The organism is Priestia megaterium (genome assembly GCF_041941685.1).
Classification (GTDB): Bacteria; Bacillota; Bacilli; order Bacillales; family Bacillaceae_H; genus Priestia; species Priestia megaterium_C.
The window spans coordinates 2286515-2306874 of the sequence record NZ_CP130958.1 but is presented as its reverse complement, the minus strand read 5'-3'; the positions used below and the strand labels follow the sequence as shown (position 1 = coordinate 2306874).

At 38.5% G+C, this 20360-nt stretch carries 19 protein-coding genes, 1 pseudogene and 1 riboswitch; of the genes and pseudogenes, 3 read left to right on the top strand and 17 right to left on the bottom strand.

Translation table 11 applies throughout. The annotated features are described in order from the left end of the window. Position 1: 1 nt before the first annotated feature. The 6 genes from Q5794_RS11905 to Q5794_RS11880 all read right to left on the bottom strand — a co-directional run bounded on the left by Q5794_RS11905 (position 2) and on the right by Q5794_RS11880 (position 4789). On the bottom strand, positions 2-1249 hold the full coding sequence (locus tag Q5794_RS11905) for a DUF2339 domain-containing protein (protein WP_374989125.1): 1248 nt from the start codon (positions 1247-1249) through the stop codon (positions 2-4). Positions 1250-1422: 173 nt separating this feature from the next. Then, the gene (locus Q5794_RS11900; protein WP_013056931.1) at positions 1423-1659 is read right to left on the bottom strand and encodes a hypothetical protein; all 237 of its coding nucleotides are present in this window, start codon (positions 1657-1659) and stop codon (positions 1423-1425) included. Between the two features lie 99 nt (positions 1660-1758). Continuing rightward, the gene (locus Q5794_RS11895; protein ID WP_192997366.1) at positions 1759-2202 is read right to left on the bottom strand and encodes a hypothetical protein; all 444 of its coding nucleotides are present in this window, start codon (positions 2200-2202) and stop codon (positions 1759-1761) included. Positions 2203-2355: 153 nt separating this feature from the next. Beyond that, positions 2356-3384 carry a spore photoproduct lyase gene (gene splB / locus Q5794_RS11890; protein WP_214987206.1) on the bottom strand — a complete coding sequence of 343 codons (1029 nt, stop codon included), beginning with the start codon at positions 3382-3384 and terminating at the stop codon, positions 2356-2358. 111 nt (positions 3385-3495) lie between these two features. Beyond that, positions 3496-3744 carry a transcriptional regulator SplA domain-containing protein gene (locus tag Q5794_RS11885; protein ID WP_016764006.1) on the bottom strand — a complete coding sequence of 83 codons (249 nt, stop codon included), beginning with the start codon at positions 3742-3744 and terminating at the stop codon, positions 3496-3498. An 85-nt stretch (positions 3745-3829) separates the two neighbouring features. Next, positions 3830-4789, bottom strand: coding sequence for a LacI family DNA-binding transcriptional regulator (locus Q5794_RS11880; protein WP_214987039.1), 960 nt, complete (start codon positions 4787-4789; stop codon positions 3830-3832). Positions 4790-4913: 124 nt separating this feature from the next. Here Q5794_RS11880 and Q5794_RS11875 point away from each other — a divergent pair, with 124 nt between their 5' ends. Beyond that, positions 4914-5042 carry a hypothetical protein gene (locus Q5794_RS11875; RefSeq protein ID WP_255256027.1) on the top strand — a complete coding sequence of 43 codons (129 nt, stop codon included), beginning with the start codon at positions 4914-4916 and terminating at the stop codon, positions 5040-5042. A 39-nt stretch (positions 5043-5081) separates the two neighbouring features. Here the strand turns inward: Q5794_RS11875 and Q5794_RS11870 are convergent, their stop codons facing one another. The 3 genes from Q5794_RS11870 to Q5794_RS11860 form a co-directional block, all read right to left on the bottom strand. After that, complete coding sequence (locus tag Q5794_RS11870; protein ID WP_214987040.1) at positions 5082-6392, bottom strand: Na+/H+ antiporter NhaC family protein; 1311 nt, start codon at positions 6390-6392, stop codon at positions 5082-5084. Between the two features lie 85 nt (positions 6393-6477). Next, positions 6478-6584, bottom strand: a riboswitch (SAM riboswitch). A 101-nt stretch (positions 6585-6685) separates the two neighbouring features. After that, positions 6686-7453, bottom strand: a complete 768-nt coding sequence (locus Q5794_RS11865; protein WP_214987041.1) for an ABC transporter permease — start codon at positions 7451-7453, stop codon at positions 6686-6688. Further along, entirely contained in the window at positions 7446-8357 is a 912-nt protein-coding gene (locus Q5794_RS11860) for an ABC transporter ATP-binding protein (protein ID WP_214987207.1), read from the bottom strand. The genes Q5794_RS11865 and Q5794_RS11860 overlap by 8 nt, the downstream gene beginning before the upstream one ends. Positions 8358-8527: 170 nt before the next feature. On the opposite strand from Q5794_RS11860, the gene Q5794_RS11855 reads away from it, so the two are divergent. Next, on the top strand, positions 8528-8968 hold the full coding sequence (locus Q5794_RS11855; RefSeq protein ID WP_374989124.1) for a YtoQ family protein: 441 nt from the start codon (positions 8528-8530) through the stop codon (positions 8966-8968). Between the two features lie 151 nt (positions 8969-9119). Here Q5794_RS11855 and Q5794_RS11850 read toward each other — a convergent pair whose 3' ends face one another. From Q5794_RS11850 to Q5794_RS11840, 3 genes and pseudogenes are all read right to left on the bottom strand, one after another. Then, entirely contained in the window at positions 9120-10331 is a 1212-nt protein-coding gene (locus tag Q5794_RS11850; RefSeq protein WP_214987043.1) for a Ger(x)C family spore germination protein, read from the bottom strand. Further along, positions 10315-11441, bottom strand: a pseudogene (locus tag Q5794_RS11845) (spore germination protein). The gene Q5794_RS11850 and the pseudogene Q5794_RS11845 overlap by 17 nt, the downstream one beginning before the upstream one ends. 3 nt (positions 11442-11444) lie before the next feature. Beyond that, positions 11445-13022, bottom strand: coding sequence for a spore germination protein (locus tag Q5794_RS11840; RefSeq protein ID WP_214987044.1), 1578 nt, complete (start codon positions 13020-13022; stop codon positions 11445-11447). 505 nt (positions 13023-13527) lie between these two features. Between Q5794_RS11840 and Q5794_RS11835 the strand changes: the two genes are divergently transcribed. Further along, positions 13528-15147 carry an ABC-F family ATP-binding cassette domain-containing protein gene (locus tag Q5794_RS11835; protein WP_013083037.1) on the top strand — a complete coding sequence of 540 codons (1620 nt, stop codon included), beginning with the start codon at positions 13528-13530 and terminating at the stop codon, positions 15145-15147. A gap of 35 nt (positions 15148-15182) precedes the next feature. Here the strand turns inward: Q5794_RS11835 and Q5794_RS11830 are convergent, their stop codons facing one another. The 5 genes from Q5794_RS11830 to Q5794_RS11810 all read right to left on the bottom strand — a co-directional run bounded on the left by Q5794_RS11830 (position 15183) and on the right by Q5794_RS11810 (position 20224). Then, entirely contained in the window at positions 15183-16067 is an 885-nt protein-coding gene (locus tag Q5794_RS11830; RefSeq protein WP_214987045.1) for a DMT family transporter, read from the bottom strand. 64 nt (positions 16068-16131) lie between these two features. After that, positions 16132-16848 (bottom strand): AraC family transcriptional regulator, encoded by a 717-nt coding sequence (locus tag Q5794_RS11825; RefSeq protein WP_214987046.1) that lies wholly within the window; start codon positions 16846-16848, stop codon positions 16132-16134. 27 nt (positions 16849-16875) lie between these two features. Next, complete coding sequence (locus Q5794_RS11820; RefSeq protein WP_374989123.1) at positions 16876-17505, bottom strand: alpha/beta family hydrolase; 630 nt, start codon at positions 17503-17505, stop codon at positions 16876-16878. Positions 17506-17565: 60 nt separating this feature from the next. Then, positions 17566-18576, bottom strand: coding sequence for an LLM class flavin-dependent oxidoreductase (locus tag Q5794_RS11815; RefSeq protein ID WP_214987048.1), 1011 nt, complete (start codon positions 18574-18576; stop codon positions 17566-17568). 430 nt (positions 18577-19006) lie between these two features. Further along, entirely contained in the window at positions 19007-20224 is a 1218-nt protein-coding gene (locus Q5794_RS11810; RefSeq protein WP_214987049.1) for an MFS transporter, read from the bottom strand. Positions 20225-20360 lie beyond the last annotated feature (136 nt).

The following is a 20360-nucleotide window of genomic DNA, read 5'->3' as shown; positions in this document are numbered from 1 at the left end:
CCTAATTTAATGCCGGAAGAGACAGCACTTGTTCGATTGGTGTAACTAAGATATACGTTGCGCTCAGTATATAAATCGTATAAGAAAATAGTTGATGAAGTAGATTTTTATACGTCATGGCGATATAGTAAACAGCAATTCCTTGAATCACATATAAAATGACTCCTTCTCTTAAATCGACGAGCTGATGAATAAAAAACGCTACTGCAACAATTAAATAGGTAATAAAAAATTCAAATTTCTCTTTAGAACTTCTTACTGCGTAAACACCTAATGCGTAAATAATAACTAGCGCAAGCATCACCATTGTGATCGTGCCATCGTCAAAAACGGCGAGCAGCCACCCGTACGTAACTGCTAAACTCGATAGAAGGGTAAACGCATATACTTGGAGTACGGACTGTGATAGAAAAAAACTAGAAATTAAGCATAAATGCTGAATAAGAATCGCCATACCTAATAACTCTTTTACACCATTATCACCAACAAACGAGTAATAAATTAGTAGCGTAAGATTTAATAATACTGCGGAAAGAACATATAAAATTGAATATTTTTGTTTGATTGCCACATATAAAAAGGCAATATACAGAAGCGTTTCATAGCCAATGAAAACGGGCGCATTAGGCGAATTACTTTCAATAAGAAAAGGAACTAGTACGCCTCCAACCGCGCTAATAATACCTAATGCCTGTGAACGATAAAAGACTGTCGCGATAATCCCTAGGATAATCCAGCTCGCATTTAGTATAAAAGCAAGCGTTGGTCCCGCTAAATGATACAGGCTATGCATCGCAAACGTCGTTAATATGAGAATAGGAATAGCTCCTCCTACAAGTACTTGCCCGAGCACCAACCTGTCCTTTTTAATTTGGAAATGACCTGTCACAGCAAAACCTATTGAAACAACGAAACCGAGAACAACTTTTGCTTTTTCATTCATTAACCCATAGTCAGAGGCTGCTTTAAATCCCCATAGTACGCCAATAATAAATACAAAAATAAAAATTCTCGGCAGCCATGTTTGAAAAAGGACTTTTTCCCAATCAACAGGTTCTTCTATTGCCTGTGAGCTTTTAGCTGCTGTTTGAGCAGGACGTTTAGTGGTCTCCTCGCGCTGCTCGGGAGGAGCGTGAACTGTTTTTGATCTTGGAGAATTTGTTTTATATACGAGCGACTTTAGCCTGGCTACGTCTTCTTCTAAACTGCTTATTTTTCGTTCAAGTTCTTCTATTCTTTCTTTTTCCATATTTCCTCACCCCTTCTCTTTAAAGTATTTGTGATGTTTATATGTGTATCTTACAGTGCTTAACTATTATACCATTAAAAGGAATATCTCTTAGAAACATTCTATTTTTAGCAAAAAAAAATACAGCGCCCTTTTCAAAAGAAAAGTTCGTTGTATAGGATGTGCTGCATTTTTTATGTCACTTTCTCGCTGTATGTACTATGAAATCCCGCTTCGATGTGGGCTACTTGAAAGCTATGGTGACCAATTAAATATTTAACAATATCCACACGGTCAATTTTACCGGGCTTATTGTTCATTGCTTCTCGCACCATAGATTGAAATGTTTCTTTGCAAAACTTCTTTTCATGAAGCAGAATCGTTTCACAATACTCTTCATGGTCTCCCTCTGAAATACGATAATAATGCATTTCTTTCACCCCTTTTTAATGTTATACCTATTACATACCCCAAATATTGCTATTTTAACAAATTAATTTTATTATTCTTTATTTTTCCATATATATGGTTTATAGGGCAACGTTTCGAAACTCGTCGTTATAAATGCTAATTTGAAGCCGCTGAGAAAAACGTTCTTGTTCGATATATGTTTCAGGCATTAATCCAACAGGATATACCTTAGGGTTTTCGCCACTGCCTAATATGTATACATACATCTTTCCTTCGCTTGTATATCGAACTTTCGTCGAAATACCCCCTTGCTCTTGAAGAGGCGCATAAACAGCTCTTACATTATCTCTTATTTCTTGTACAAACCCATGTAGTTCAATATCAGAATCATAATAATGGTTTGCTTCATACAAGCCGTAAATACGAGACTTATCGATATCACATAATATGTTCCAAAATTCAGATAAATCTTCTTGAAACAACACTTGAATAAAATTTCGTGCAGCTTCTTGCTGTTCGTTTGTTAATTCTTTTGTTAGCGCAAACTCTTCATTTTTTAACATCTCAGTCACCTCCCTTTTGTATGTAATACGACAAGAGATAAAAATAACCTCTTTTTTTCAACTTATTAGCAAGCAATTTATTTTTTTACATTAAAAATTGAAAAGTTATTTTGACTAAGGCGTCAGAATAACTTTTCAATTACTGTAGAATAATTACGTAAAATATTCGATTTTTGCATTCGGAAAATACTGATCAATGTAATATTCTAATGTTTCTCTTAATTCTTGTTCTTCATCTTTTGCGTATACATATTTTCCAATTCCGTAACGTCCCCATTTGTAGCGGCGCTCCTCTTCATTCATCTCAAGCTTTGTTTTCGGATAATTTTTCTCGATTACCCGCTTGGCCGGCTTGGTAAAGCGATGCTGAATCATTTCAAACGTAATATCATCTCTTGACTCCTCAGGTATAGAGGCGTCAAGCTTTTCAAACAACTGACGGTATCCCTCTTGCCAACCTTCATGAATGTAAATAGGCGCCACAATAAAGCCAAGTGGATATCCGGCTTTTGCAACTTTATTAGCAGCTTCAATCCGGTAATCAAGAGGAGATGTACCAGGTTCAAAGTTTTTTATAACATAATCTGCATTTATGCTAAAGCGGAAGCGCGTGCGACCATTATGTTTAGCATCCAATAAATGATCCACGTGATGAAATTTAGTCACAAAGCGCAGTTGACCTAGTTCACTTTCCCCAAAATATTCAATCGCGCGCTTTAATGAATGTGTTAAATGGTCAATTCCTACGATATCAGATGTACAAGCCGCTTCAAATCGCGTTATTTGAGGGGCTCTTTCCTGCATATATTGCTCTGCTTGACCTAGTATTTCTTCAACATTCACGTATGTGCGAATATATGGTTTGCTTCCCATTGTGGTCTGCAAATAACAATAGTGACAGTGCCCCATACACCCTGTTGCAAACGGTATTGCATATTCAGCTGACGGTTTAGATGTATCAAATTTCAATGTTTTACGCACGCCAACTACTAAAGTCGACTTGGCATTGCGGTATTTTTGCAAATCATTTTTTCCCGGTATATTACGCACTTGATTATGAGAAGTTGTTTGACGAATCTCAATTCCCATCTTCTCAAATTTTTCTTTTAATTGAACACCAAGCGAGTACTCCATCGCCCCTGGCTCAATATATACTAATTGAGGTACAAAAGGTTTTATCATCATCTACACTTCCTTTTTTCTAATACTAATAGCGTTTGAAAAATAAAAAGACTCTATCCTTGGTAATTATTTTTCAAACAAAAAAGACTCTCCGTTTAAGAGAGCCTTGCGTCAGTCATATTGTTCATAATCAAATATCTTATTATACATTTTTTCAGCTTCTTCATACGTTGAATACACGGCATCATCTTCAGCTAACAAATGATAAGACTCATGTAAAAACAGCGCCTTTTCACCTTTGTTTTCAGGATGTTCAACAATTTCAGCTTGATTAATATTCGCAACGTTTGCCGTATGAGGATTTCGGTAAATAACAAATACTTGATCTCCCACTTGATATTCTTTTTTCTCCACGATCATCATCCTTTTCTTCTTTCTTTACTCGTATGATGTCCGCTTTTGCTCATTTTATCCGGTAAAAACACTTCATGGCATCATCAAGAATTCATACGCTTTTACGCTCAATAAACCGAAAAGGGAGCTCAATTTTCTGAGGAGCCTTGCTTCCCACTAATGTAAAAAGCGTTTCTCCCATTTCCCTAAGAGGAAGTTCGATCGTTGTTATTTGTAAATAAGAAGAAAGCGGATGATTATCAAAACCAATGATAGCTAATTCACCAGGAACTGAAATACCCGCTTGTTCGCACTGAGCTTTTATTCCGATAGCTACTTGATCGTTTGTTACTAAAAGCGCCTGAGGCCGATTTTTCATCTGCACTAGTTTTTCCACCACTTTTTCACCATCTGTCACGTTCAAACAGCCTTGAAAAACCCATTCCGGATGATAAGGCTGATTTATTCTTTCTACATATTCTTTGTATGCTTGTTGCCGCTGCAGGCTATTTGTACCCGTCATTCTTCCAATGCAGTAGCCAATATCCGTATATCCTTTTTCGTTTAAATAAATAAGGGCTTGCTTAAAAGCTTCATAATGATCAACGTATACGGAGCGAATAGAACGATTCTGTACGTTTTCGCACACGGCTATCGGCCCGTACTGCTGATAATATTCAATCATGCTCCAGCTGCTTGCTCTAGAACAAATAATCACTCCATCAACTTGCTTTGTTTTCAGCATATGAAGCGCTTCTTCTTCTTTTTTTACATCATAGTTCGTCTGACAAATAACAAGCTGATACTGCTTTTCTAACGCGTGAGATGCCACTCCTTCTAAAAGCAGACTGAAATACGGATGATTAATAAATGGCAAGACGACGGCAATCATATTTGTTTTCCCTTTTGATAAGTGAACGGCATTAATGTTTTGTTCATAATTAAGTTCGTGAATAACCTGCTCTACCAGCCGGCGTTTTTCTTCTTTTACATACGGATGATGATTTAGCACCCGGGATACAGTCGAGACAGATACACCAGCTTTTTTTGCGATATCTCGGATATTTGTCATGTTTTCACCTTTTTCTCTTGCGCTGAAACGCGTTTCATACTTTATTCTCATTATAAAGTGAAACAGCAAGAAGCTAAACCCGTTACCATCGTGTTTTTATTCATTTATGTAAGGAGGTCATTTCATGGGTATTTTATTATTCATTTTATTATGCGGAATTGAAATTGGAGGAGCGGCTTATGCACTTAAACAAAATGAGACGCTTTGGAAGGAGTTAGATGAAGAAAAGCCGACTGATTTTTTCAAACAGTAAAAAGCCCTTAAAAAGAACATCCTTTTTAAGGGTTTGATATTACGCAGCTTCTTTAGATGACTTAGACTTTTTATTTAAACGAGGAAATCCAATTACAATCGCAATGATTCCGCAAACCGCTGTTAACATTGGATAGAATGTAAATGGAATAATCTCAATCGGTGAAACTTTAGCAAATCCTGCTGCGAGAAGCATTTGTGCGCCGTAAGGGATAAGCCCTTGAACGCTGCATGAAAACAAGTCCAGCAGACTGGCTGATTTACGATTATCAATTGAATACTTATCAGAGATTTCTTTTGCTAACGGACCTGCTGTAATAATTGAAATCGTGTTATTAGCCGTTGCTAAATTTGTTAAACTTACCAGTCCAGCGATGCTGAATTCTCCGCCTTTTTTTGTTTGAATGCGTCGTGTTAATAAATTCAATAAGAACTGAATACCGCCGTTATAGCGAATAAGCTCAACCATTCCGCCGATTAGCAGAGATAGAATAATTAACTCTGACATTCCGCCGATACCTTCTGTCACAGTTTTAGCAAGAGAAGAAAGCGTATAGCTTCCGTCGGCTAATCCGATCACGCCGGCCAATACAATTCCTCCGGTTAAAATACTTAATACGTTTGCACCAAATATGGCAGCAGCTAGTACGCCGACATAAGGCAAGATTTTAAACCAGCTAAAATCTTTAATTTCTACTGATGACGTGTTGCCTAGCGTCATTACAAGCAATAAAATTACCGTAACAATCGCTGCAGGAAGTACAATAAAAAAGTTCACTTTTAACTTATCTGACATATTTGTTTTTTGCGTACGAACTGCTGCAATGGTCGTATCAGAGATTACGGATAAATTATCTCCAAACATTGCACCACCAACAACGGCAGCAATTGCCAATGTAATGGATACATGCGCTTGCTCACTGATCCCTACAGCGATAGGCCCTAGCGCAGCGATTGTTCCCATTGACGTTCCCATCGAAATTGAAATGAATGCGCCAATAACAAAGATTCCGACTACCACTAAGCTTTGCGGAAGCACAGACAGAGCTAAGTTTACCGTTGAATCAACAGCTCCCATGCCTTTAGCGACTTCTGAAAAAGCACCTGCTAAAATAAAAATAAGCACCATAATAATGATATCAGGATGCCCTGCTCCTTTAGCAAAACGCTCCACTTTTACATTAAGTGAATCTTTGCGGTTCATAGCCAGCGCCACAATGGCTGCAATGATAATGGCTACTAATACAGGCAGCTTATAAAAATCTCCCGTTATAATTCCTGATCCGACAAACAGGACTAAAAAGACGCCCAGCGGTAACAGCGCCCAGCCGTTTCCTTTTTGTTGTTCCATTCTTAACACCTCTTGTTTACGTAATAAAAAAAGACCTCTTCTTATTGATAAGAAGAGGTCTCTTATTTGTATCATAAGATTACCCTTCTCATCTTCCAAACGAAACATCGTCTGCTGGATTTGGCACCGCACTGCGTACAGCCAGTTGCCGAGACATCATAGGGCCAGTCCCTCCGTCTCTCTTGATAAGAAGTTTATAGTTGTTTTAAAAATAGTCTTTCACTACTGTAAGCTCTTTTTATTTAATTGTCAAATGCTATTTTAGAAAAATATATAGTGCGAAAATTCTCACATCAATTAGCTACGTCTCGTTTCAAAAACGCTGCCCATGCCACGCCCATAAAGAAGACAAAATGCGCGACCAAGATAAAAATTGAAAATGGAATTGTCATTCCGTCAAACATCGTCTTCATCCCGTCCATATACTGCACAAAGTTCGTGTTGGCGAACAGCAAAAATTCCCCCCACCATAACCCAAACTCTGATACTAGTCCTGTTACAGCTTTCGCGCCGATACTTACGACAATAGCCAGACTGGAAGCAAGCGCGCTGTTTCTAAATAAAGACGACAGCATGAATGCGAACGTCATCATCATAAAGGTTTCCATATACGCACTGTCATACGTAAGCGTAATATTTTTAAGCAGCTGCGCATCTCCTTCTAGACTGGTAAATCCAAAGAACAATGCTCCCCATACAAACGAAAAAAGCAAATAGCTCAGTAAATAATACAAGCTAATTAAAATGAGGGTTAGGTACTTGGATGCTAAAATCGTTGAACGTCTAGCAGGGCGAATTAAAAGAAGCTTAATGGTACCTGCTTCAAACTCTTTTGCAACCATTGACCCTCCAACAGCAAGAGCGAAAAATTGAACAAGAATCAGCATACCTGAACTAAATGACAGGAAGTTCAAAATGTTGTCTTCTGTTCCTGCACTGTTTGCTACTTTTTTCATTAATAGAGCCATACAAAGAGTTAAAATACCGATGGTAATAAACGTGACTTTTGTACTTCTTTTGTGAAACCATTTCATATGTTCATTTTGAATTAGCTTAAGCATGGTGCTCTCCTTCCGTAACGGACATAAACGAATCTTCAAGCGTCTCATATACAGGGGTAATTCGATAGACTAAAATATCGCTTTCCACTAATTTTCTATTTACAGCTGGAATTTGTTCTTTTACAATCGCCACGTCGATAATATGTGATCTCATCGTTACTTCAAATTCTTGTGATAAAAGATCCGCTGCTTTTTGCGCGTCAGACACCTCAAATTCTACGTACATTCCTTGATCTTGACGATTTGGAGATAGGTCTTGAACGGCTTTTAACTCGCCGTCTTGAATAATGCCAACGCGGTCACATAATGCTTCTACTTCTTTTAATAAGTGACTCGCGATTAAGATCGAAATTCCTTCTTCCCTGCAAAGCGTTTGTAAATATGTACGAAATTCTCTCATTCCCGCTGGGTCTAGACCATTTGTGGGCTCGTCTAGTAAAAGCAATGCAGGCTTATGTAAAATAGCTTGAGCTACTCCTAAACGCTGTCTCATCCCAAGAGAATACGTCTTCACTTTTGCATGAATACTGTTTTCAAGCTTTACTAAAGCAATCACTTCATCCAAGCGTTCTGATGTAATCCCTTCATGCATATTCGCAAAGTGTTTTAAATTTTGATAGCCCGTCAGATAATCATAAAACTCAGGGTTCTCAATAATCGCTCCAATTGATTTCATAGCTGATGTAAACTGTTCCTTTAAAGGAAAGCCGTTAACGGTAATCGTTCCCTCTGTTTCTTTAATGAGTCCTACGACGGTACGAATTAGCGTTGTTTTTCCAGAGCCGTTTGGGCCAAGCAACCCGAAAATCTCACCGCGCTCAACCGATAAGGATACATCATGCAAAATGGTTTTCTTCCCAATTACTTTACTGACATGATCTACTTGTAGCACTGTTTCTGTCATCATGTACATCCTTTCTTTAATTAGCAATACGCCTTCTATTGTTTCTCTTTTTTAACTATTTGTCTACTATAACCTTATTTTTGGAAAAGTAGCCCATTCAAATTATTCGTATTATCCGCTTACATTTGATAAAATAAAACAAACTTTAGTTAGAGGAGGACTTCTACATAATGAACTTAACCGTATACCTTGCCGGGCAAATCCACGATAACTGGCGAGACGAAATTAAAAACCAAGCAGAACAATTAAACCTTCCCCTTACCTTTGTCGGTCCCATGACAGATCATGACCGCTCCGACAACATTGGAGAAGAAATTTTAGGAAAACAGCCTAATGCTGTCTTAAAAGATGAAGCTGCTTCTCAAATTAATAATTTACGTACGCAGGTGCTCCTTAAAAAATCTGATGTGGTTATTGCTTTATTTGGCGAAAAATACAAGCAGTGGAACAGCGCAATGGATGCGACGACAGCCATTGCATTAGATAAACCGCTAATTTTGGTTCGCCCTGAAAAACTGCATCACCCGCTTAAAGAACTGTCAAACAAAGCCCAGGTTGTAGTCGAAACGCCAGAACAGGCTCTTCAAGCATTAGCTTATATTTTTGAATAACAAATAAGAGCTGTCGGTTCTGGACAGCTCTTATTTTTCATTTATCCCTGAAGCTCATTACTAGGGGAAATATTTTTTTAGCAAGCTAAGGCTATTCCTTTTAGTTTCTTTCATTTTCAACATCAAAACAAGCAAAATTGTACTTAGCTACTCATTTTTTTGATCCTGACGTTCCATAATCTTTAATCATTAATTTTACATCATAGTTAATTGGAACTTCACTAAATGTTTGATCCCAATTGTCTTTAACCCTCATCCATACTCTAGGCCTCTTAATTCTCAATTGATTTCCGAACCCGGCCACATCGACTTTATATTCTTTTTGCATTTTTTCTACCGTGTTTCTTACGAGGTGCTTCACTTTTTTTTCTGAGTTTTTTTGCACCTTCTGTAAAAATTGATTTTCTAAAGGATTTCCTGAGACCACCCAATTTTCAGATAGCCTCCCCTCGGATTCAATATGCACATTGAAGGAGATGCTGTTTCCTTTCACATGAGGTTCAATATGACTTTTCATAGATTCTATTTCGTATACAATCAGCTGACCGGTCTTTTTATCAAAGCTTTTCACTAGCCCGCCTTTCCCTTTTCCTGTGATCCAAGTCAGACCATCTAGTTCTTCTTCATTCAAAAAACCAATCATTTTGTTTGTTTTCCCTTTAATTATGGCAGCACCAGCAAATTTGATTTCCCCATTTGCTGATAATACATTTTGCAATAGAAAACTAGTCCCTGATTCAATATTGCTCTCTAATTTAATGAGCGACGTGGGAGGTAAAATTCTCGTTGTTCGATAGGCATTTTCCACCATTCCAGCCAAACGAAATGCCGGGATTTCTCCTGCTGTATTCGATTCTAGCCCGTCGCTAGCTCTCCCTTTACTAATAAGTACAAGACAGCTTGGTCTAATCTCATTATCACGAAGAAACTCATTCACTAATTTTCCTAAGCTATACGTTCGTGCAAGAGCCTCGGCAATAATAATTACTTTTAGATGTTGGCTGGCAATGGATGTCTCTCTTCTCAATGATAATTCACGGGTCATTTGATGAATAGAATCTCCCGTTTCAGCCATATTCACGTAAGCCTTCTGCTGAGATCCTCCTTGGACAGTTGTTGAACTTGCTACTTGCGGGGTGATCAGTTGGTAGGTTGACGTAATCAAGTTCCTTTTGGGATACTCTTCTTGTTCATCAAATTCTTTTTCAGTCATGGACTTGTTAGCTTTATCAAGAGCCATACCTACTCCTAAACTTCGTTCTTCAATTTCATGACTGCTCCAACAGCCCGCCAGAGGAAAGAGCAAAAAAACAGAAAGCAAAACCGATAAGAAGAACCGTACGTGATTAGAGGCTTGTCTCATACTTTTTCCCCTTTATTTTTGAAATGATAAGAAGCAGTACCGGTAAAAAGCCAAATAAAATCAGGGCAGCATTGCCAACCATATCTCCTAATTTAAATACATCATTGATATTTCTAGGGATCATGGAAATGAGATAAATAACCGGAAGCACACCATACATAAATGGATGGATATTTTTTTTAAAAAGCTGAGACAGTCCTAATGAAGCAGCGTAATGGTTAACATTAAAAGAAGTAAACATTTGCATAATCCATACCACCAGCAATAAGGAATCAAAGCGTTCAAAGATTAACCCAGTTAATTCATAACTTCTTATCAAATCAAGCGTAGGCCATGTTCTTGTAACCACTCCATCCACTGAGAACGCTCCGATAACCATCACGACGGTAATAACATAAAGAAGCAAAGGAATGGCAGTACCAACTAGTACAGCTTTTACTGCTTTGTTTGGTTCTTTCATGAATGCCAATATTAAAAGCATGAATTCAGGCCCAGTAAACGCAAGAGCTGTTGTCCTTATCCCTTTTAGCACCGGCGTAATACCTGAACCTAGTACCGGGCGCAGATTATCCACTTCAAATATTTTGATACTCATAAAGGCAACAAGTAAAAAAAGAATAACCGTAATAGGTAATATAATCTCAAATATACGGGCAATTGGATTTATTCCCCCTCTTATCAGATAGAGGCTTGCCCACATAAATGGCATGATAATAGCCCATTTTGGGGTTCCTTCCAGCAATAGATATCCAGTTACCTCTGCCAATGAACGAGCATGAAACCCACCCAGTGCCAAAAAATAACCTATCATGAGGAAACTAAATAACTTGCCTATCCATTTCCCTACAATTTCTTGGCTGTATTGATAAAAGGTTTTTTCAGGGAAGCGTTGACTTAATTTCACCATGATTACCCCTGCTATCATGGTGATTATCCCCCTAAAATAACAGTTAGCCAAACATCTGGTGTTTTCACTTTTTCCGCAGCTGCCCGGGGCAAGGTAAGAATCCCTGTTCCAAGGATAAAGTTGGTAATAATAATAGTTGTTTGAGGCGTCGTAATACGATCTTTTGAATTTATCATTTCTAACGGCCCATTTCCTTTCATCATAAGCTACCCTTTTCGCAGAGGATCTTTGGTGTGCATCATCTTTGGACGTCGTTTCATCATCATCAGAGGTACACGAACTACCAAGTCTTTCCATTCACTTAAACGATAAGGAACAGCTGGACTCATATAAGGTACGCCGAAACTTTTTAGTTTCACTAAATGGCTCATCATAAAAAGGAAAAATAAGATGACGCCATATAATCCAAGTATGGCAGCACAAAGCATGGCTACAAACCGAAGAATACGCAATGTGATTCCTACACTATATTGCGGAATAGAAAACGATGAAATGGCAGTTAAAGCCACTACAATCACCAAAATAGGGCTAACGATTCCTGCCTGCACCGCAGCTTCTCCAATGATTAACCCACCGACAATGCCCATTGCTGGACCAATTGGTTTCGGCAACCGGAGTCCGGCTTCTCTCAAAATTTCGATCGATAATTCCATAAATAAGGCTTCGATAAGGGCGGGAAACGGAACACCAGACCTTGATCCTATAATAGAAATAGCTAACTTAGTCGGAATTAATCCTGGATGAAATGAAATAAATGCAATATACAAAGCCGGTGTAAAAAGGGAAAGAACCACTGCAATATAACGAAGAAAACGAATGAATGTACCGGGAATCCACCTTTCATAATAATCTTCCGGGGACTGTAACATCATGCTAAACGTAACGGGGGCAATCAAAGCAAAAGGCGTCCCGTCTAATAAAATGGCTACTCTCCCTTCCATCAAAGCAGCAATTACACGATCCGGACGCTCCGTATTCTGTACCTGAGGAAAGGGACTAAGGTAATTATCTTCAATGAGTTGTTCAACATATCCTGACTCCGGTACATTATCAAGATCAATTTTTTTAATTCGTTTTTCTACTTCTTCAACTAGCTCTGGATCAACAATCTCCTTTATGTAAGCAACAACTAAGTCTTTTTTGGAACGCTTTCCTACTTGAAATTTCACCAGCGACAAATTTTCAATATCTCCGCTTCCTCTTAATAAAGAAGTATTATCACTTAAAGATTCAGTGAAGCCTACTCTTGGCCCTCTCACCAATGCTTCTGATACGGGCTCTTCAATCGTCCTTGTTTTTACTTTGCTTGTACCAAGAATTAAGGCAGATGATAACCCGTCAATCAAAAGCGCCGTAGATCCTGTTAAGACCTTTGATATTACTTCTTTAATGGAATGAACCTCTTCTACATCACCGATTGATAATACTTGGCTTTTAATAAACTGTTTTGAAAGGTTTTCTTTTACGTAAAGCTGATCCTGTTGGTATTCTTTTGAAAAATCAGCCATCAATGATGACAAAATATGTTTTTCAATAAGATCTTTATCTGATAGCCCCTCTACAAAAATAATAGCTGCCTGAATGCCGGTGCGCCCTATAATAAACTCCCGAAAATGAACGTCGGAGTTATGACCAATTTCATTTTTAACTACTTTTAGAGTTAAAGCTAAGTGATCCGTAACATGATTAGATAAATTTTGAGGTGTAAATTCCTGTTTGTGTTCCTTCTCGTTCGCATGGTTTCCTATTTTTTTTACTATTGATCTCCATTTTTTCACTTTCATCACTCTTCCTCTGAATTACGAATCCCGCTGAATAATTTGTAGATTATATACGGGATGAAAAACACCAGAACTGCTTGTATAAAAACTGGCCCTTCTGGAAGATAGGAAACAATTAATTTCCGCATGATAATCACCCTATTTATGTCTATAACAAAGCAATTCTAGAAATAAGCATCCGTAAAACATCATTGTTTACTTCATAGAAATTCTTTTATTTACCAGGTAGTATTATTCTTCTTTTTGTTTCTTATACAAAGGAATACAACATCCATCTTAAAAAAGAAAAAGAGCTGATTACTGAAGGCTTAGACATGCTGGTTTGCCGCTCAATGTTTTGGTGAATGCTAGAATAATCAAGTTTTACCGCTCAAAAAATCCCTTAAATGGTTGACGAGTGCTTAAAGTGTCGGTTACACTTTATGTTTGAAATATTGTATTCATATCGCTCTTATCTCAAAAGAATGGTATAATTTTATAGATATTGAATTTGGAGGACTGCTCATACATGATTACAGTTAGTAATGTAAGTTTACGATTTGGCGACCGAAAGTTATTTGAAGATGTGAATATTAAATTCACGCCTGGTAACTGTTATGGATTAATCGGCGCAAACGGTGCTGGAAAATCAACGTTTTTAAAAATTTTATCTGGTGAAATTGAATCTCAAACTGGTGATGTACATATGGGCCCTGGCGAACGCCTTGCTGTCTTAAAACAGAACCACTTCGAATATGAAGATCAAGAAGTTATGAAAACCGTTATTATGGGGCACGCTCGCCTTTATGAAGTAATGCAAGAAAAAGATGCTATTTATATGAAAGCAGACTTCACAGATGAAGACGGAATGAAAGCAGCTGAGCTTGAAGGTGAATTTGCTGAATTAAACGGTTGGGAAGCAGAATCAGAAGCAGCTATTCTTTTAAAAGGATTAGGTATTTCTGAAGATCTTCACGCAAAAAAAATGGCTGAACTAACGGGTAGTGAAAAAGTAAAAGTGCTTCTTGCACAAGCTTTATTCGGAAAACCTGATGTATTACTTTTAGATGAGCCTACGAATAACTTGGATATTCAAGCAATTCAATGGTTAGAAGAGTTCTTAATTAACTTTGAAAACACAGTCATTGTTGTATCTCATGACCGTCACTTCTTAAACAAAGTATGTACGCACATTGCTGACCTTGACTTCAGTAAAATCCAAGTCTACGTTGGTAACTATGATTTCTGGTATGAATCAAGTCAATTAGCACAAAAAATGGCGTCAGATGCGAACAAGAAAAAAGAAGAAAAAATTAAAGAGCTTCAAGCCTTTATCGCTCGCTTTAGCGCAAATGCATCGAAATCAAAACAAGCAACGTCTCGTAAAAAATTGCTTGATAAAATTTCATTAGATGACATCCGCCCTTCTTCTCGTCGCTATCCGTACGTGAACTTCACGCCGGAACGTGAGATTGGAAATGACGTACTTCGCGTTGAAGGTCTAACAAAAACAATTGACGGCGTAAAAGTGCTTGATAACGTAAGCTTTATTATGAATAAAGATGACAAAATCGCTCTTGTAGGCCGCAACGAACTTGCAAATTCAACATTAATGAAGATTTTAATGGGTGAAATGGAAGCAGACAGCGGTACGTACAAATGGGGTGTGACAACTTCTCAAGCCTTTTTCCCAAAAGACAACTCCGAGTACTTTGAAAACGGAGATTTAAACTTAGTAGACTGGCTGCGTCAGTATTCACCTAATGACCAAAGCGAAAGCTTCTTACGCGGTTTCTTAGGCAGAATGCTATTCTCTGGTGAAGAAGTGTTGAAAAAAGCCAACGTTCTTTCCGGAGGAGAAAAAGTTCGCTGTATGCTTTCTAAAATGATGCTAAGCGGTTCAAACGTTCTTTTACTAGACGATCCTACGAATCACCTTGACTTAGAATCAATTACAGCACTAAATAATGGACTTATCAGCTACAAAGGTTCAATGATTTTCACATCTCATGACCATCAGTTCGTTGAAACGATTGCAAATCGTGTAATTGAAATTACACCAAACGGAGTAATTGACAAGCAAATGACATACGATGAGTATTTAGAAGACAGCAACTTGCAAAAACAAGTAGCTAGCATGTACGCTTAATAAGAAATCCCCTTTCTCTATAGAAAGGGGATCTTTTATATACGCACCTCTTGATTTAGCGATGTCTTCGGAGAGTACGTTAAAAACGCTAAGCTAGCAAATACTAATGCTGCTCCGCATATGTTCACCAAAGTTAGAGATTCTCCTAAGAAAAAGACGCCAAGTAAAAAAGCGGTAACGGGCTCTGCTAACGATAGCGTCACGGCGGTAGACGCATGCACCGACTTGAGTGCTGTAGAAAATAATACATAAGCAAAAGCCGTCGTAAGTATTCCTAAGTGAAGAGCGATGCCTATTCCATTTAAAGAAACTAGCCAGCTCATATCATACATAAACCAGCATGGGATTAGTAGAACAGCAGCGGCTGTGAACACAAGAGAAGCGCCTACTTGCGGATCAACATGCTGAACAATGCTTTTATTAACCGTGGTGTAGCAAGCAAAAGACGCCCCTGCTCCTATCGCCATACCCAACCCTATCACGTCGATTTGACTATCTTTTTTTAACAACAAGCAGCAGCACCCTATAATACCCGCAAACGTGGCAAGCAGCCATTTTTTTGTAGGTTTCTTGCTGTACACTATGTAATCTAACACTCCTGACAAAAGCGGCGCACTCCCAATTGCCACCATTGTTCCTACTGCAACACCCGTTTTGATAACTGCTGAAAAAAATAACGGCTGATAAGCGGCCATACTTGCTGCAGCAACCGTAAGAGGCAGAATAGGAAGGTGTCTTACGTCCACTTTCTTTTTTTGAATAAGACAAGCTGCAAGAAGCGACAGTCCCCCTACAGCTAAACGCACCGCTCCAATTGCCACGGAATGCGCTTCAGCAGATGCTAAGGCTTGGGCAGTCCCTGTTGTTCCCCATAGTACAGCGGCACATAATATAAGTATTTTTGATAATGAAGTATTCATATTTCCATCTCCTTTCTTTTATCATAGCTAAAAGAAAGAAAAAAGTTTTTCCGCTTTTATGATATTATTTGTCTGTTTTTAAGGTACTTCGATAATGAGTAGGTGAGACTCCTTCTTGTTTTGCAAACCATTTAGTGAATGAAGACAAGCTGTGATAGCCGACTTCATGCGCAATATACGTTACCGAGTAGCCAGTCTCTTTTAACAATTCTTTTGCTTTATTTAAACGTATACGCGCTACATAGCTTTTAGGCGAATAACCCGTTTTTTGTTTAAACCAAGCAGAAAAATAGGCAGGATGGTAATTTTCCAGCCTAGCAAGACTTTCCATGTTTAGCTCTTGATTAAAGTTAGCATGAAGATAATCAATGGATTTAAACGTTTGTTTCTTTGGTAAATAATGCTGAACGTAACGGACTAAATCTTCAAGCGCCCCCCTGTCAGTGCTTTTTTGAAGCCCATCAAGTAAAAGGTAGCGAATTGCTTTCCATGTTGAATTCCATTGAATAAACGCTGCTTGTTGAGAAAGATGCGCACTTTCTGTAAATTTCAACGGAATATCAACAACCAAACATTCATTTGTATTTTTAGCTTGATACGTATGAAGCTGACGAGGCGGAATGTAAAAGCAACCTTCTTGCAGCGTTAAGTGCTGCTCACTTGCTTGAATATCAAGAGCACCTGCTAGCGGAAACAAAAGCTGACTGTAGTTATGATCGTGAGTATGAGGTGAATAGCTGTAGGCTCTTTTTTCGCAAATAATTTCACGTAGCGTATCCATTTTGTACTCCTTTCCTTATTTCCTATCTCACAGAAGCTGTTCTATGCCATTCAAAACGGTTTCCAGCGCCTTTAACGATTCCGTGGGAGTATACAAAACGTCCAATGAATGATCGGCATTTTCAATCACTTGAATATTCATTTTGTTTGTTTTTAATTGATAAACTTCTTGAGTATAATAGTGATCACGAGTTCCTATTACAATAAGACCTTTATGAGTGCATTTCAGTAAACTTTTAAACAGTTCTGTTCTTGTTAAAAGCGGCGTCAGTAAAAGCAGCTCTGCGTCTTTGTAGGCTTCATCTTTCATAATTCGCTGAATCAGTGGAATTGTACCAATCGATTTTCCTGCAAATATGATATTTTTATAGTCATTGTGAGATAAAACGTCTTGCAGCACGAGATCAATGTCTTGCATCATAACATCTGCAATCTCATCTGTAGACTTTGTCATCAGCTCTTTTGGGTATGTATAGTGAATATGAACCACGTCAATTCCGTGTTTTAGCATCAGCATCGTTACATAATACAATAGCGGCTTTTCGTACGTATAGCCTAGACCTGAAAACATAAAGCAAATGCGAGAACCTCCTGTTTTAATATGTGTATAGGTAATCCTATGAGTTTGGTTGCTTACGCTTTTCTGATTTACATGCATGTCACTCCTCCTTTTTAAATATTCTAACATTTAATTCCGTAAAAAAACCCCATCTTTTTCTTAAAAAAATGAGGGTTGAGGAAATAGCTCTGCAAGCAGTTCATAAGACTTCTTTTTCGCTTCATAATCATGAATATTTGTAATAATTAAAAATTCGTCGTTATTGTATTTTTGCTGCAGCTCAATTAATTCTTGTTTTACTTCAGCTGGATTTCCTACGATCATACGAGGGCGATTGGTGCTTATTTTTTTAAGTTCTTCTTCTGAATAAGAACGATTGTGCACTTCTTCTATCGATGAAATTGTTGTATCCCCGCTTTTTGCCACTTTCAACAGCCAATCATCTAGCGTTTTGGCATGCGCCTCGGCTTCTTCTGTTGTTTCTGCACATACAACAAATACGCATACGTTGGTTTTAGGCTTTGATTGATACGAAGAAGGGATAAATTCTTGTTTATAATGACGAATGGCTTCTTGTCCTCCAACTGAATAAATAAAGTGTCCAAATGTAAAAGAGATGCCCAGCTCAGCAGCAGATCTTGCTCCTCTTTTATTAATACCAAGATGCCACAGTTCTGGCTTTGTTTCACTTAACGGATAAGCCGTCACGCCGTAATACGGATGATCAGGCGGCAAATTATGCTCAAGATGTCCTTTTAACACCTGAATTTGACACGGGAATTCATTGAGGCTTTTACGGACTCCATCTGTCAGCGCAAGCCGAGTCAGCGCATCTCCTCCCGGTGACCGTCCAAGACCTAAATCAATTCGATTAGGAAACAGATTTTCAAGCAGCTGAGCATCTTCTGCTACTTTATACGGACTGTATTGAGGAAGAAGAACTCCTCCAGATCCAATTCGAATTCGGCTCGTTTGAGAAGCTAAGTGCGTCATTAAAAGTGTCGGAGATGAGCCTGCAAGACCGTTCGTATTATGATGTTCCGCTACCCAAAAGCGATGGTAGCCCAACTCTTCCGTTAATTTAGCAAGCTCTACCGTGCGTTTCAACGCTTCCTTTGGTGTTGATCCGCTTGAAACAGGAGACTGATCCAATACGCTTAGCTTAATCATAGGTGATTCTTCCTTTCGATTTTCAATGTCTATTGTCTCTATTATAGGAGAAAAATATGAATTCGTCTTGAAATTTGCTTCACGCTCATAAAAAAGAGGTTGAGATATTAACAAAATGAATCCAATCTAAAGGCGAACAAATAGGATACATGGGCTGAACCACTTGTGATACCGCCGTTGATTTCCGTGCAAGAATTCGCTTTCCGCGGGCGGCCGCTGAGCCTCCTCGTCACATACGCTCCTGTGGGGTCTCACCTGTTCCGCTTTTCCCGCAGGAGTCTTCGCCTTGCCCTCCAATCAACTGCTAGGAAGACCTACACACATGAAAGCTACATTTATCCTAACCAAAAAAAACGAACCGCTCATCAAACATGTTGATCAATGGTTCGTTCTTCACTTCGTCTAACTTCCTTTTGACTCAGCCCTTTTCTTATTTTGCTTCGTGCATTTCTTTCACACGCTTATCGCTCGGCAACAGCCATGTTAACAGCCCGAGGATTGGAAGATAGCTGCAAAACAGCATAATAAACTGAAGGCTGAACACATCGGCTAATTTACCGAATACAACAGCTCCTAAAGCTCCCATTCCAAAAGCAAGCCCTACAATCAAGCCGGAAACCAAACCAATTTTCCCCGGCATCAGCTCCTGAGCGTAGACGACCGTGACGCTGAAACTTGACTGAAGAATAAAGCCGATTAGTACTAAAAGAGGTGCTGCCACTCCTAGAGAAACATGAGGGAGTAATAAAGTAAACGGTACTGACCCTAACATAGAAAACAATAAAACATTTCGTTTTCCGAAACGATCGGCAAGCGGACCTCCAAAGAATGTTCCAAATACCCCTGCAATCATAAATAAAAAAACGTAAAGCTGAGCACTTTTGATAGGCAAATTAAATTTTTCAATGATATAAAACTGAAAGAAATTAAGGATGCCTGCTCCGTACCATGAACGTGCAAAAACAAGAAAAATTAAAAGTCCAACCGCAAAAATAATTTGCTTGTTCATCGTAAATGAAGCATCTGACTGCTTTTTCTTCAAGTGTTGACGAGTAGCTAACTCCGATTTATACCATTTAGAGACGCTATATAAAACCACTACGCCGATACCGGCAATTAATGTAAACCAAATTGTTCCAAACTGACCAAGTCCGATAAAGATAAATGCCGTAAATAGCGGAGCCATCGACTGTCCTGTATTTCCGCCAACTTGATAAATAGACTGCGCCAGCCCCCGTTTTCCTCCTGCTGCCATATACGCTACGCGAGAACCTTCAGGGTGAAAAATAGCTGAGCCAAATCCTACAAATAAGACAGATATAATCACAAAATAAAAATTTGGCGCTAAAGCGAGCCCAACCATACCAATCATGCTTAAACACATTGCAATTGGCAATAAAAATGGCGAGGGACGCTTATCGGCAAATACGCCGAATACCGGCTGCATAATCGATGACGTCATGTTTAAAGCAAAGGCAATCCAGCCGATTTGCGTGTAGTTTAAATTCATCGATTTTTCAAGAACAGGAAAAAGTGCCGGTATAACGGACTGCATACAATCATTTAAGAAATGTCCTAAACTAATAGCAAATAAAATACGATAAATTGTCGCCGGCTGCGCTTGCTGCGTTCGTGCTTCTGCTTGCATTCATAACCCTTCTTTCTTATTTAATTCTACATTAAAACTGTTAAAGTCTTACAATGTCTTTTTCTATTATACAGTGAAAAGTAACATTGTAGTTGTTTTCTTTTTTATAAAAAAGGGAAAATTGCCTGTGAGGTGA